General features: G+C 29.6%; 14 protein-coding genes. 12 read left to right on the plus strand and 2 right to left on the minus strand.

Annotated elements, in window-relative coordinates; translation table 11 throughout:
- The first annotated feature begins 44 nt into the window (after positions 1-44).
- Entirely contained in the window at positions 45-962 is a 918-nt protein-coding gene (locus E6248_RS01065; protein ID WP_316338997.1) for a 3'-5' exonuclease, read from the plus strand.
- 369 nt (positions 963-1,331) lie between these two features.
- Here E6248_RS01065 and E6248_RS01070 read toward each other — a convergent pair whose 3' ends face one another.
- Both E6248_RS01070 and rpmE read right to left on the minus strand, forming a co-directional pair.
- The gene (locus E6248_RS01070) at positions 1,332-2,153 is read right to left on the minus strand and encodes a glycosyltransferase family 8 protein (protein ID WP_316338998.1); all 822 of its coding nucleotides are present in this window, start codon (positions 2,151-2,153) and stop codon (positions 1,332-1,334) included.
- Positions 2,154-2,464: 311 nt separating this feature from the next.
- Positions 2,465-2,671: a 50S ribosomal protein L31 gene (gene rpmE / locus E6248_RS01075; protein ID WP_316338999.1), complete on the minus strand. Its 207-nt coding sequence runs from the start codon at positions 2,669-2,671 to the stop codon at positions 2,465-2,467.
- Positions 2,672-3,134: 463 nt separating this feature from the next.
- On the opposite strand from rpmE, the gene E6248_RS01080 reads away from it, so the two are divergent.
- The 11 genes from E6248_RS01080 (at position 3,135) to E6248_RS01130 (ending at position 14,111) form a co-directional block, all read left to right on the plus strand.
- Positions 3,135-3,722: a thymidine kinase gene (locus E6248_RS01080; protein ID WP_316339000.1), complete on the plus strand. Its 588-nt coding sequence runs from the start codon at positions 3,135-3,137 to the stop codon at positions 3,720-3,722.
- Positions 3,723-3,739: 17 nt separating this feature from the next.
- The gene (gene prmC, locus E6248_RS01085) at positions 3,740-5,500 is read left to right on the plus strand and encodes a peptide chain release factor N(5)-glutamine methyltransferase (protein WP_316339001.1); all 1,761 of its coding nucleotides are present in this window, start codon (positions 3,740-3,742) and stop codon (positions 5,498-5,500) included.
- Positions 5,501-5,563: 63 nt separating this feature from the next.
- A complete protein-coding gene (gene prfA, locus E6248_RS01090; protein ID WP_136007990.1) occupies positions 5,564-6,649 on the plus strand; it encodes a peptide chain release factor 1 in 1,086 nt (361 codons plus the stop codon).
- 49 nt (positions 6,650-6,698) lie between these two features.
- Complete coding sequence (locus tag E6248_RS01095; RefSeq protein ID WP_316339002.1) at positions 6,699-7,286, plus strand: hypothetical protein; 588 nt, start codon at positions 6,699-6,701, stop codon at positions 7,284-7,286.
- 42 nt (positions 7,287-7,328) lie between these two features.
- A complete protein-coding gene (locus tag E6248_RS01100) occupies positions 7,329-8,378 on the plus strand; it encodes an L-threonylcarbamoyladenylate synthase (RefSeq protein WP_316339003.1) in 1,050 nt (349 codons plus the stop codon).
- Positions 8,379-8,449: 71 nt separating this feature from the next.
- Positions 8,450-8,902 carry a ribose 5-phosphate isomerase B gene (gene rpiB / locus E6248_RS01105; RefSeq protein WP_316339004.1) on the plus strand — a complete coding sequence of 151 codons (453 nt, stop codon included), beginning with the start codon at positions 8,450-8,452 and terminating at the stop codon, positions 8,900-8,902.
- A gap of 25 nt (positions 8,903-8,927) precedes the next feature.
- Positions 8,928-9,557 (plus strand): uracil phosphoribosyltransferase, encoded by a 630-nt coding sequence (upp, locus tag E6248_RS01110; protein WP_316339005.1) that lies wholly within the window; start codon positions 8,928-8,930, stop codon positions 9,555-9,557.
- Between the two features lie 336 nt (positions 9,558-9,893).
- The gene (gene wecB / locus E6248_RS01115; RefSeq protein WP_316339006.1) at positions 9,894-11,045 is read left to right on the plus strand and encodes a non-hydrolyzing UDP-N-acetylglucosamine 2-epimerase; all 1,152 of its coding nucleotides are present in this window, start codon (positions 9,894-9,896) and stop codon (positions 11,043-11,045) included.
- A gap of 117 nt (positions 11,046-11,162) precedes the next feature.
- Positions 11,163-12,344, plus strand: coding sequence for an acetyl-CoA C-acetyltransferase (locus E6248_RS01120; RefSeq protein WP_316339007.1), 1,182 nt, complete (start codon positions 11,163-11,165; stop codon positions 12,342-12,344).
- 705 nt (positions 12,345-13,049) lie between these two features.
- On the plus strand, positions 13,050-13,412 hold the full coding sequence (locus E6248_RS01125) for an ATP synthase subunit I (protein ID WP_316339008.1): 363 nt from the start codon (positions 13,050-13,052) through the stop codon (positions 13,410-13,412).
- Complete coding sequence (locus E6248_RS01130) at positions 13,413-14,111, plus strand: F0F1 ATP synthase subunit A (protein ID WP_316339009.1); 699 nt, start codon at positions 13,413-13,415, stop codon at positions 14,109-14,111.

Consider the following 14,111-nt stretch of genomic DNA (forward strand, 5'->3'; position numbering starts at 1 on the left):
TATGGCATAATATACATATGAGTAATGTTATGTGAGGTATAAAAATGGCATTTATAGTAATTGATTTAGAATTTAATAATTTAGAGGGAATACATAAATATTATCCCAATATTTTTGCTGAAAATCCTGAGTTAAAAGGTTTAGAGTTAGATAATGAAATTATTGAAATAGGGGCAATTAAATTAGATAACTATATGAAACCTTTAAAGGAATTTAAGGCATATATAAAACCTAAGGTAATTACAGTTCTTAATCCTAAAATTTCTGAAATAACCAATATTAGTGAAGAAGATTTAAAAGATGGATTAACATTCGAAGAGGGAATAGAAAGACTCCAGGAGCTAATAGACGAAGGGGATATTATATGTTCTTGGGCAAAGGATGATATTATAGAAATTATCAATAATGCAGTTTTCTTTGAGTATAATAATTTAAACTGGCTGAAAAACTATTTAGATTTGCAAGAGTACTCTACAAAGATTTTAGCAAAGAAAAAATCACTAAGCTTGAAAAGTGCTTTAGATGAATTAAAAATTAAAGTTGATGATAGCAAACTGCATGATGCTTTAAATGATGCAGTATATACCTCAGAAGTATTTAAGAGAATTTATAACTCTAGGGTATTAAAAAATTATATTATTAAAGATATTTATAATATGCCGGCAGTAGATATTGAAAATATAAATGAATATGAGCTAGATAGAGAAAAGATAATAGAAAAGTGTCCAAGGTGTAATGTGAATCTAGAAATTGAACATGACTTTGTTCCATTAAAATGGAGATTTTTATCTTTAGGAAAATGTCCAAAGTGCAATAATAGGGTTGTTAATGAAGTTGTAGTTAAAAAGACATTTAGTGGAGAAGAAGTCTACAAGGAAGTTTCCACTATTGTAGATGAAATAGAATATATGAATTATAACTATAAAGTTAAAAAAGTGGACAATAAATTAATTAAATCTTAAAATTCAATGAGTATAAAACAATTACATTGTAAATATGTTAAAATAGATATAGGTTTCAATTAATAATTTACGCTTTAAGTTTTATAAATTATAAGTAAAAAATAATGTTAAAGTATATTACTTTAATTGAAAGCATCGATATTATAATTTTTATATAAGTTGAGCATATAATTCCATAACTAACGTATTTCACGAATGAAACATAGCTTAATAAAATAAATAAACTTTATTACAACTTATATTATTAAAAATCCATACTTATATTATAATACAAATAGGTTAAATAGAAGTAAAATTTATAAAAACTTAGAGAAATTTAAGAAATAATAATTTATTCTTAAAGAAAACTAAAGGAATTAAATCTTAAAACTACTTATTAGCAATGTGCATATAATGTTTGTACAGAGTTGCAAATCTGCGTGAGTATGATGGAAGCCATGGCTTATTCTTTCCACAAAAATGGAGAATTCTTGTATTTTGTATAATCCAATCTAAAGTATAATCTCCATCACTTTTAATAAGATAAGTAGAATAATACCTAGCATCGTAGTTCCATATAGCATCATCTAAAGGTAAAGTGTAGGTTCCATATAAGGAATTAAAAACATCTTGATCTGGAAGTAGAAGTTTTGATTCGTGTTTACTGACGTACTTAAATATTTCATCAGGTTTGATGATTGTTCTAGCTTTTATTAAATCTATAAGCATAACACCTGAATTATAATAGTCGTGTTCAGTTCCAAGTCTTACACGGTTAATTCCGTTTATTATGTCGGTGATGCCGGTATGGGATGCAGCAGCAAAGGCATAGTGATTAAGATCAATATCCCACAATGGGCGGAGCGGATTAATAACAAGTATATCAGGATCAAGATATAGAATTTTTTCCATAGAGGTTGGTAATAAGTGTGGAGCTAATAGTCGATAATACATTTCTTGTGGATATCTTTTTGAAATGGGTGCATTTTGGAATATAGTACGATCTACCTCTAGTGAAGTAAATGATACTGACTGTAAATGGCAGTATTCCTCTAGTGCTTGAAGTTCACATTGTGGAATGGCACTATGTAGTAACCACACAGATAATGACTCTTTAGGATTGTTAATAAGTATAGACTTAAGCATAGTTTTAAAAGGTTTAATATAATTTTTATCAAATGTTACAAGTAGGTTAATTTTATTATTTGCCATAGGTATCCCCTTTTCTTATAAAAATTAATAATATTTTTCCGCTTTTATTTGATAAATTATCATTGGTTTGATTCTTCACGTAAAAGTGTAATGTATTTTCAAAGCAAGGAAATGAATATCTGGCGTTCATTTTTCAACATTTTTGAGAATGTTATTTGCTCCGCTTCAAAAATACGCATAATTGTATTTTCTCCAAAAGTCTTTCCGGCTTGGGGGAGTCGGATAATTTTCAAGTGGCGAGTATTTGCTTTATTTTTTGCAAAAAAACGAAGCTGCACACTAATAATTTAGTGCAACAGCTCCAGAATTTCTTATTTATTAAGATTGAATCTCTTATTGAACTTGTCAACTCTACCGCCAACGTCAATGATTTTTTGTTTACCAGTGAAGAATGGGTGGCATTTAGAGCATATTTCCACTTTTAGTTCATCTTTAACTGAACCAGTTGTAAAAGTATTTCCACATGCACACTTAACTACAGCTTCGTTGTTGTATTTTGGATGTATGCCTTCTCTCATATTTTTCACCTCTTTCGAATACTAAAATAACCACTAAAGTATATCATAGGTGATATTTGTAGTCAAGGAGATACATAATAAAAAAATAGAACTGTTGTATTAAATTTCACAGGATTTTTTAACATATTATGCTCAGGCGAACTCGCCAGATCCAAGTCGTCTTACGCATAATATGTTAAAAGCTCCTTGAATAATTTAAACTTGTAGATGCAAGCCTAATAAAGGAAGAAATTCAGGCGAGCTGAATTTCGGTTTAATTTTGAGAAGTAAAATAATGAAAAATTAAGAATGAAAAAATTAAAAAATGAAAGAATGCATATAAAAAAGAGGTTTTGCATTGCAAAACCTCTTCCTTCATTTCTTCATCCTTTCATTTCCTTAATTTTTTCATTTTAAAATGCTTCGCATTTTAAAAATAATAATGCTATAATCTTAATATATCTAAGGAAAAGGAGACATAAATATGAGCAAATTATATTTTAGATATGGAGCAATGAATTCAGGGAAATCAACGCATTTAATGCAGGTAGCATATAATTATGAAGAACGTGGAATGAATGTAATATTACTTAAGCCTTATACAGATACTAAGGGTGGAGATAAATTAGTTTCTAGATTAGGTGTTGAAAGAAAAGTAGATTTAGTTATTAAAGAAAATGACAGTGTATTAGAAAAATTCAATTTATATAAGTCTGAAAATGGACATGTAGACTGTATTCTTGTTGATGAAGTTCAATTTTTAAGAGGGAATCAAATTGACGAACTTTTTGAACTTGCAGTAGTTCAAAATGTACCAGTTATATGTTATGGACTAAGAACAGACTTTAAGATGCAAGGTTTTGAAGGTAGTAATAGACTTCTATTATTAGCTCATAGTATTGAAGAAATGAAAACAATATGTAAATGTGGAAGAAAAGCCATATTAAATGGAAGAAAAATAAATAACAAATTTGTCTTTGAAGGTGAGCAAGTTGCAATAGATAATGTAGATGATGTTGAATATGAATCTTTATGTGGACATTGTTATTTTACATATAAAAATAATTTGTAAATAGAAAGAGTGATACAATGAAAAGGTGCGATGTGGGAGGTCAAGCTGTTATCGAGGGCGTAATGATGAGAGGCAGCAAGGGGCAAGCTACAGCTATAAGGAAGTCAGATGGGAAAATAGAAGTTGATATAAAGAAAATAGTACCTATAACTAAAAAATATAAAATTTTAAATATTCCTTTTATTAGGGGGATATTTGTGCTTATTGATTCCTTAATTACTGGAGTTGATACTTTAAACTATTCAGCTTCCTTTTTTGAAGAAGAGGAAGAAGAAAGTAAATTTGAGAAATGGCTTAAAGATAAGTTTGGTGATAAAGCAAATAATTTAATAATAGCTGGAACTATGGTGATGTCATTTGCAATAGCTATAGGATTATTTATTGCTGTTCCAACAGGAATTGCCTCAATCTTTAGTATTTTTAATTTGCATCCAATAGCTTTGAATTTAATTGAGGCTGTTATTAGAATTTTTATTTTACTTGGATATATGTATGTCATAAGTAAGATGGAGGATATCTATAGGGTATTTCAATATCATGGAGCAGAGCATAAAACTATATTTTGTTATGAAGCGGAAGAAGAATTAACAGTAGAAAATGTAAGAAGATTTGAAAGGTTTCATCCAAGATGTGGAACTAACTTCTTATTCTTAATAATGTTTGTTAGTATTTTAATCTTCAGTTTTACTGGCTGGGGTGGATTTTTTGAAAGATTAGTTTTAAGGATTGTGCTTATACCTATAGTATCTGGAATAACTTATGAATTAATTAGATGGCTTGGAAGGAGCGAAAATTTTATGTCTAGGATTATAGCTTATCCAGGGCTTAAATTACAAGAGTTAACAACTAAGGAACCAGATGATTCTCAGCTTGAAGTAGCAATTGAAGCTCTGAAGAAGGCTGAAGGTATAAAAGATAAAAACAAGAATATTGGAGAGCTTTTAGAAAATGGTTCAAAGGTTCTTAAAGATAATGATGTAGATACCTATATACTAGATGCTCAACTTCTATTAGGGATGGTATTAGGTAAGGATAAGATATACTTAATAACTAATAGAGATAAGGAAGTTTCTGTTAAGGACGAAAAAGAATATTTAAATTTAATTGAAAAAAGAAGCAAAAAGATGCCTATCAAATATATATTAGGGGAAACTGAGTTTATGGGCATAGATTTAGATGTAGAAGAAGGCGTACTTATTCCTAGAGGTGATACAGAAGTATTAGTTGAAGAAGTATTATCTCTAATTAAGGAAGATGATTCTTTAGATGTATGTGATCTTTGCTCAGGAAGTGGAGCTATTGGAATATCATTAGCTATTTTAAGAAAAAATATAAAGGTAGATGAAATAGATAATTATGATATACCAGAGAAAGTAACTAAAAGTAACATACTTAAACATGCTTTGGAAAATAGAGTTAAATTTATCAAAAGTAATCTTTTAAGGGAAGTAATAAAGCAAGAGAAGAAATACGATATAATTGTATCAAATCCTCCATATATTAAGGCTTCAGAAATTGATAATTTAATGGATGATGTTAAGGTATATGAGCCTCATATAGCATTAGATGGTGGTGAAGATGGACTTATATTTTATAGAAAAATAATTAAAGAAAGTAAACTTGCATTAAAGAATAATGGATTATTGGCCTTTGAGATAGGTCATGATCAAGGAGAGTCAGTGAAAAAACTTATGGAGGAAGAAGGTTTTTCCAATATAAGATTAGTTAAAGACTTAGCAGGTTTAGACAGAGTTTTACTAGGTTACTTTAATTGTTGATAAATTTCTACTTCTTATGATATAATATGGAGATGTAAAAAAATAAAGTACGGAGTGATATTTATGTTATTAGATAAACTGGCTTTTATAGAAAATAAATATGATGAGCTATCAGTGAAAATATCAGATCCTTCAATTATGGCTAATCAAGCTGAATGGAGAAAGCTATGTAAGGAACATGCTGATTTAGAGATTATAGTTACTGCCTATAAAGAATATAGAAGTGTTATAGATGATTTAGAAGCAAATAAGGAGATGTTATCTGAAGAAAGCGATAAAGAAATGAGAGAAATGCTTTCTGAAGAAATATCAATGTTAACAGCTAGAGAACAAGAATTAGAAAATCATATACAAATTTTATTATTACCTAAGGACCCTAATGATGAAAAGAACGTTTTTGTTGAAATCAGAGGTGGTGCTGGTGGTGATGAAGCAGCATTGTTTGCAGCAAATTTATTTAGAATGTACACTAGATATGCTGAAACTCAAAGATGGTCTGTAGAGCTTATGAGTGCTAATGAAACAGACATTGGTGGATTTAAAGAAGTTGTATTTATGATCAAAGGTCATGGAGCTTATTCTAAGCTTAAGTATGAAAGTGGAGTTCATAGAGTACAAAGAGTTCCAGACACTGAATCAAGTGGTAGAATTCATACATCAACAGCAACAGTTGCTGTACTTCCAGAAGTAGATGATGTAGAAATTGAAATTCATGAGAAAGACTTAAGAATAGATGTTTATAGAGCTTCTGGTAATGGAGGACAATGTGTTAATACTACAGACTCTGCAGTAAGAATAACACATTTACCAACTGGAGTTGTTGTTCAATGTCAAGATGAAAAATCACAGCTTAAAAATAAAGAAAAAGCTATGAAGGTTTTAAGATCTAGATTATATGAAGCAGCAGAAGCAGAAAGAAGTGCTGGTATAGCTGAAGATAGAAAGAGTCAAGTTGGTTCTGGAGACAGAAGTGAAAGAATTAGAACTTACAATTACCCTCAAGGAAGAGTAACTGAGCATAGAATAGGATTAACTCTTTATAGATTAGAATCTTTCTTAAATGGAGATATTGAAGAGGTAATTAATGCATTAATTACAGCAGATCAAGCTGAAAAGATGAAGCAAATGGGTAATACTGATGCTATTTAATAAGAAAGCCTTACATTTTTAATGTGAGGCTTTTAAAGTAGGTGTGGGAATGAAGATATTAAAAGCTTTAAAAAAGGAAAGTAGAAGAATAAAACAATTTTATGCTTTGATGATTTCACTTTTTATACTTCTTCCTTTAATAGCCTTTTTAGCACAAATAGATTCTATATTCTTATGGGGGTATTTAGGCTTATTAGAGGTACTTATAATACTAGCTTGCATAAATAAGTTAAATTATCATAGGTTAAAATTTGAATGTAGGAATAATAAATTAAAATTTAAAAGTGGTCTATTTTTTAGGGAATCAGTTATTATTTGTGATAAAGTAATGGTAGTTCATACAGATAAAGAAAAAGAAGATATGGATATAATACTAATAGCTACTATGAAATTTAGAAATAAATATTTAAAGCCTATAAATAAGAGTTTTTTAAGAAGATACCCTGAGGCTGCAGAAGAGTACATAAAAGTAAAAAAAATTAATCCTGAAGAAAACTATTATTTTCAGGTTATAAGAAGGGGAGCTTTGAAAAAATATACATTACTAAATACTATATTTAGTAATTGTGTAAAAGCTTCATATACTTCCTCAGCTATTGAAAATATAAAAATAGCTAGAGAACAAATAGAATTATAATTTATAAGTTGTAATAAATATATATGAAAGAAGGAATTACTTTTGGAAACAAAGGTGGCTATTATTAAGAATATTAATAATGATATAGAATACTTAAAAGAAGCTGCAAGTATTATATATGATGGAGGACTAGTAGCCTTTCCAACAGAAACTGTATATGGACTTGGGGCTAATGCCCTAAATGAAGATGCCGTTTTAAAGATATTTCAAGCAAAGGGAAGACCTCAAGATAATCCACTAATAGTTCATGTAGCTTCTAAAGAAATAGATGAATTAGTTGAAGATGTACCTGAAGTTGCAAAGGAGCTTATGGATAAGTTCTGGCCAGGACCTTTAACAATAATTTTAAATAAAAAAGATATAATACCTAATAGAACTAGTGCTAATTTATCTTCAGTAGGAATAAGAATGCCAAATAGTGAAATAGCATTAAAGCTAATTGAATTATCAGGATGTCCAATAGCAGCCCCATCTGCTAATATTTCAGGGAGACCAAGTCCTACAGATGTAGAAAGATGCATTGAAGATTTAAATGGTAAAGTTGATTATATCTTAGGTGGATTGCAAAGTGAGGTTGGAGTGGAATCAACTATAGTTGATTGTACTGTTATGCCACCAGTTGTTTTAAGGCCAGGTGGAATAACTTTAGAAATGTTAAAAGAAATATGTAATGAAATAACAATAGATAAGGCTATTCAAGGAAAACCTGATGAAAATCTAAAGCCTAAAGCTCCTGGAATGAAGTATAGACATTATGCTCCAAAGGCAAAATTAAAGATAATAAAAGGAAATAGAGAAAAAACTATTGAAAAAATTAATGAAATAGTACAAAATTATATAGAGAATCAAAAAAAGGTAGCTATATTATCTACGGAAGAGCTTAAAGGTGAATTTCATTTAGGAGAAATTATTTCTCTTGGAAGTGAAAGTAAGCTTAATGAAGTTGCTAGGAACTTATTTGAATCTCTTAGAAAATGTGATGATATGAAAGTTGATTATATTTTATGCCAAGCATTTGAGGAAAAGGGAGTAGGCCTAGCAATAATGAATAGATTAAATAAAGCAGCAGGTTTTGATATTATAGAAGTATAATTAGGGAGGGAGGGGGAACCTTTCCTTTTTTTTTATATAAAATTACCATAATATGGTTAGGAGGATTGTTAATGAAGAAAATAGCAGTTGGCTCGGATCATGGCGGAGTTGAACTAAAGGAAGAAATTAAGAAATTTTTAAATGGGGAAGGATATGAATTTAAAGATTTTGGAACTAATTCTACAGAATCTTGTGATTATCCAGATTATGCTCTTCCAGTGGCAGAAGCAGTAGCAGCAAAGGAGTATGATCTTGGAATATTAGTTTGTGGTACTGGCATAGGAATAGGTATAGCTGCCAATAAGGTTCCTGGAATAAGGGCTGCCTTATGTTCAGATACTTTTAGCGCTCATGCTACAAGAGAACATAATAACGCTAATATATTAACACTAGGTCAAAGAGTAGTAGGGCCTGGATTAGCTATAGATATAGTTAAAACTTTCTTAAATACAGAATTTGAAGGTGAAAGACACCAAAAGAGAATTGATAAAATATCTGAAATTGAAAAAAAATATAATAAATAATATATGATTCCATAGGAGGAGTAAAATGAGTAAAGTAACTCAAATCAATCATCCATTAATACTACATAAACTTGCATTTATAAGAAATAAGGAAACTGGTTCAAAGGACTTTAGAGAATTAGTTGAAGAAGTTTCAATGCTAATGGCATATGAAGTAACTAGAGACTTAAGCACTGAAGAAGTGGAAATAGAAACACCAATATGCAAAACTAAGTGCCAAATGCTTTCAGGAAAGAAAGTGGCTATAGTTCCAATACTAAGAGCAGGTCTTGGAATGGTAGATGGAATGCTAAAATTAATTCCAGCAGCAAAGGTAGGACATATTGGATTATACAGAGATGAAGAAACACTACAACCAGTAGAGTACTTCTGTAAATTACCTCAAGATATAGCTGAAAGAGATATAATAGTAGTGGACCCTATGTTAGCTACAGGTGGTTCAGCAGCAGATGCAATAACAATGCTTAAGAAAAGAGGAGCTAAGAATTTAAGACTTATGTGCTTAATAAGCTCTCCAGAAGGTATTGAATTTGTTCAAAATGCACACCCAGATGTTAACATATATGTAGCTGGAATAGATGAAAAATTGAATGAACATGGTTATATAGTTCCTGGACTTGGAGATGCTGGGGATAGACTATTTGGAACTAAATAGTAAAAAATAGTCTATTTGTAAAGAAGAGCTATCGGAAATTATAAAATGTTTCCATAGCTCTTTTTATTCTAATAGGCTATTGTAAATATTAGGGGTTTTAATATTTGTTTATTTATTAGCTTATGTGTATAATTAACTTAATAGAATACAGATAATAAATATATTAATGTGCTGTCGCACAATGTAAAAAGAAAAATGAAAAATTAATGAAAAGCTCCTACTGGAGTTTAAAAAACTTTCTACAAGAATTACATAATTAATTTTTCATTTTTAATTATTAACTGTTAATTATTAATTTGGCTGCTTATTAAACAGCCTTATCAGGAGGACACTTTAATGGAAAAGAAGAAGATAATAACTATATTTGGGACTAGGCCAGAGGCTATAAAAATGGCTCCTTTAGTTAAAGAATTAGAAAAAAGAGAAGGTATTGACTCTAAAGTTTGTGTTACAGCTCAACATAGAGAGATGTTAGATCAAGTTTTAGGTTTATTTGATATAAAGCCAGATTTTGATTTAAATATAATGAAGAGTAAGCAAACTTTAACAGGTATAACTAATAAGGTTTTAGAAGGACTAGAAGAAGTATTTGCAAATGAAAAACCAGATATGATATTAGTTCATGGTGATACAACAACAACTTTCTCAGGAGCTTTAGCTGCTTTTTATCAACAAATTAAAGTTGGTCACGTTGAAGCTGGACTTAGAACTTTTGATAAGTATTTTCCGTTTCCAGAAGAAATGAATAGAAAATTAACAGGTTCTTTAGCTGATTTACATTTTGCTCCTACTAAAGGTTCAAAGTCAAATCTTTTAAGGGAAGGTATAAATGAAAAGGAAGTATTTATTACAGGAAATACTGTTATAGATGCAATGCTTCATACAGTAGAAGAAGATTATGTTTTTGAAAATGAACTTTTAAATAAGATAGATTTTAAAAATAAGAAAGTTATTATGATAACGGCTCATAGAAGAGAAAACTGGGGGCAAGGAATTGAAAATATTTGTGATGCCTTAAATAAAGTTGTGGCAGAAAATGAAGATGTAGAGTTAGTATATCTTGTTCATTTAAATCCTGTTGTTAAAGATGTAGTTAATGCAAAGCTTGGAGGAAAAGAAAGAATACATTTACTTCCACCATTAGATACAAAAGAAACACATAATTTAATGAATAAGTGCTTTATGGTAATGACTGATTCAGGTGGATTACAAGAAGAGGCACCTCATTTAGGTAAGCCAGTTTTAGTATTAAGAGATGTTACTGAAAGGCCTGAAGCTGTTGAGTATGGAACTGTTAAGTTAGTTGGAACTGATATTGATAAGATAGTGAATAGTGCAAACACATTAATTAATAATGAAGAAGAATATTTAAAGATGAGCAAGGCTGCTAATCCATATGGAGACGGATTTGCATCTAAGAGAATAGCTGATATTATAGAAAATTATTTCGATTTAAGAAGAATAGAAATTGAGGAATTTTTAAGATAATATAGAAAATTTAGAATAATTGGGTTGATAATAAGGAATAAAGTGGTATAATTAAGTTGTGTTAATTGTTTAACAAGTTTGACAATTTATAATAGTTTATAAAAAGGAGAGATAAATATGAGAGAAGTTGTAATTGCGAGTGCAGTAAGAACAGCTATAGGTTCTTTTGGAGGATCATTAAAGGATGTATCAGCAGCTGATTTAGGTGCATTAGTAATAAAAGAAGCTTTAAATAGAGCCGGAGTAAAAGGCGAGTTAGTTGAAGAAGTATTGATGGGAAATGTTATACAAGCTGGTTTAGGACAAAATGTTGCTAGACAAGCAGTTATTAAAGCAGGATTACCAGTAGAAGTACCAGCAATGACAATTAATAAAGTCTGTGGATCAGGTCTTAGAACAGTTTCTTTAGCAGCGCAAATAATAAAAGCAGGAGATGCTGATATTATAGTTGCTGGAGGAATGGAAAATATGTCACAAGCTCCATACTTATTAAAGTCATCTAGATGGGGACAAAGAATGGGCGATGGAAAAATGGTTGACTCAATGATAAATGATGCATTATGGGATGCTTTTAATAATTATCATATGGGTGTTACAGCTGAAAACATAGCTAAAGAATGGAATTTAACTAGAGAAGAGCAAGATGAATTCGCAGTTAATTCTCAATTAAAAGCTGAAGCAGCAATTAAGTCCGGAAGATTTAAAGATGAAATAGTACCAGTAGTTATTCCTCAAAGAAAGGGAGAACCAAAGGTATTTGACACAGATGAATTCCCAAGATTCGGAGCAACAATAGAAGGAATGGCTAAGTTAAAGCCTGCATTTGTAAAAGATGGTACAGTAACAGCAGCTAATGCATCAGGAATAAATGATGGAGCAGCAGCATTTGTAGTTATGAGTGCTGAAAAAGCAGAGGAACTAGGAATAACACCTTTAGCTAAGATAGTATCTTATGGACAAAAGGGATTAGATCCAGCTATAATGGGATATGGACCTTTCCATGCAACAAAGAAAGCTTTAGAAGTTGCTGATTTAAAAATTGAAGATTTAGATTTAATAGAAGCTAATGAAGCTTTTGCAGCTCAAAGTTTAGCTGTAGCTAAAGATTTGAAATTTGATATGAGCAAAGTTAATGTAAATGGTGGAGCTATAGCGTTAGGACATCCAGTTGGAGCATCAGGTGCAAGAATTTTAGTTACATTACTTCATGAAATGCAAAAAAGAGATGCTAAAAAAGGTTTAGCAACACTTTGCATAGGTGGAGGAATGGGAACAGCTCTTATAGTTGAAAGAAAATAATTAATATTTAGGATGTATCAAAATTGAAAATGGTTGATACATCCATTTTAATATTTATGATAGTATTTTCAATGCTAGGCTTTATCTAGTTTTTTTATTTTGCTAATATAATAGTTAAAAAATAAAAGCTTCTAATAATATAAGTTAAAGTGACTTTAAGTCTTAAAAACTTATCTTATATTATTGGAAGCTTTATTTTAAGGAGTATGATTTGATATCGATATATGTTAAGAATTATGATTTAATATTGGGATGTTTTTTGAATTATTATTATGATTTAAGATAATAATAATTAGGAATATATAAATGTAAAAAATATAAGATAAATTAAATGAATTTTATTAAAAGCAATTATGCATAATTATTATTGTAAAAAGTGACAGTTACGAATAAGTATTTAATCTAACTATAAAAATATTAAAAAAATTGCTTATTATTACAAAAATAATAAGTTGTAAATGTTAACAGTGTTTTGAATATTATATTGCAATTAAGATGAATTTTCAGAAAAATGAATTAAAATTAATAATTCTAACTATATTTTAAGTAAAATGAAAAGATAATGAATTTACTTAAGCAATTCAAGTTTAAATTGATGTAATCATATTAAACTAGTAATTAATACTTAAAACAGCAAAATTTGAAGTTTTCATTAATATTTACATAGGTCTATAATAACAAGAGTTAGTTAGAGGTGAGGATAAAATGAGTAGAGAAATGAAATTAGTTATACTTAAGATGATAAAATATGATTTAATTGCAGGTTTCATTTTTGTACTTGCATTATCCTTTAGCTTCAATATAAAAGTGGCCCTTATTTTTTTTCTAGGATTAATGGTATCTTTAGTAAATACAATAGTAAGTGGAATATTTATTGAATATTCTTTGCTAAAAAGCAAAAAACTACTACTACCTCTTAGTTATTTTATAAGGATAGCTGTTATTGTTTTAGTAGCATTGCCATTTTTAGATAATTTAATACAACTTTTATCATATATTTCAGGATATTTAGCCCATTTTGTATTTGTTGTAATCTATTGGGTTAAGAATGGGAAAGGAAGTGATTAGGTGGAACCTCTAGAACCAATATGGTCTTTTTATGTTGGACCCATGAAAATTGATATAGTCCCAGAAGTAGTAATGCAATGGGTAACTATTCTTATTATTGCAGCTGTTGCAATATGGGCAACAAGGAATATGAAACTTAGACCTAATAAAAAGCAAGTGGTGGTAGAGTCTATTTATACTACATTTAAAAATGTAGTAACAGCTAATATGGGGGAGGAATTTTTAGATATTATTCCCTTTATAGGAAGCTTAGCAGTATTCTTATTATTTATGAATTTAATTGGTTTATTTGGACTCCCAGTACCAACAAAAAGTTTTAGTGTAACAGTAGGTGTAGCGTTAATAACTTTCTATATGGTTCAATATTACACTATTAGAAAGTATGGTTTAAAAAGTTATTTTAGAGGATATACAGTTCCTCTTGCAATAATAACACCAATAAATATATTGGAAAGAATAATGCTTCCAGTTTCATTAGCGCTAAGATTATTTGGAAATATACTTGCTGCAACTTTTTTAGTTGAGTTATGTTATGAGGCATTAGGTCATATAGGATTTATAGCGCAACTTGGAATACCAATACCATTACATGCGTACTTTGATATCTTTGATGGTGGTATTCAAACAGTTATATTTATTATGTTAACTATGATAAATATAAAAATGATAGCAGAGCACTCAGGAGAGACTGAGCACTAA

Origin of the sequence: Clostridium sp. (genome assembly GCF_032552055.1) — a bacterium.
Lineage (GTDB): Bacteria > Bacillota > Clostridia > Clostridiales > Clostridiaceae > Clostridium.

Bases quoted from the DNA above. Each gene is read 5' to 3' on its own strand.
- wecB (WP_316339006.1), top strand. From the start codon at position 9,894: ATGGAAAAGAAGAAGATAATAACTATATTTGGGACTAGGCCAGAGGCT.
- rpiB (WP_316339004.1), top strand. From the start codon at position 8,450: ATGAAGAAAATAGCAGTTGGCTCGGATCATGGCGGAGTTGAACTAAAG.
- E6248_RS01080 (WP_316339000.1), top strand. From the start codon at position 3,135: ATGAGCAAATTATATTTTAGATATGGAGCAATGAATTCAGGGAAATCA.
- prfA (WP_136007990.1), top strand. From the start codon at position 5,564: ATGTTATTAGATAAACTGGCTTTTATAGAAAATAAATATGATGAGCTA.
- E6248_RS01125 (WP_316339008.1), top strand. From the start codon at position 13,050: ATGAGTAGAGAAATGAAATTAGTTATACTTAAGATGATAAAATATGAT.
- E6248_RS01065 (WP_316338997.1), top strand. From the start codon at position 45: ATGGCATTTATAGTAATTGATTTAGAATTTAATAATTTAGAGGGAATA.
- E6248_RS01120 (WP_316339007.1), top strand. From the start codon at position 11,163: ATGAGAGAAGTTGTAATTGCGAGTGCAGTAAGAACAGCTATAGGTTCT.
- E6248_RS01095 (WP_316339002.1), top strand. From the start codon at position 6,699: ATGAAGATATTAAAAGCTTTAAAAAAGGAAAGTAGAAGAATAAAACAA.
- rpmE (WP_316338999.1), bottom strand. From the start codon at position 2,671: ATGAGAGAAGGCATACATCCAAAATACAACAACGAAGCTGTAGTTAAG.
- upp (WP_316339005.1), top strand. From the start codon at position 8,928: ATGAGTAAAGTAACTCAAATCAATCATCCATTAATACTACATAAACTT.
- E6248_RS01070 (WP_316338998.1), bottom strand. From the start codon at position 2,153: ATGGCAAATAATAAAATTAACCTACTTGTAACATTTGATAAAAATTAT.
- prmC (WP_316339001.1), top strand. From the start codon at position 3,740: ATGAAAAGGTGCGATGTGGGAGGTCAAGCTGTTATCGAGGGCGTAATG.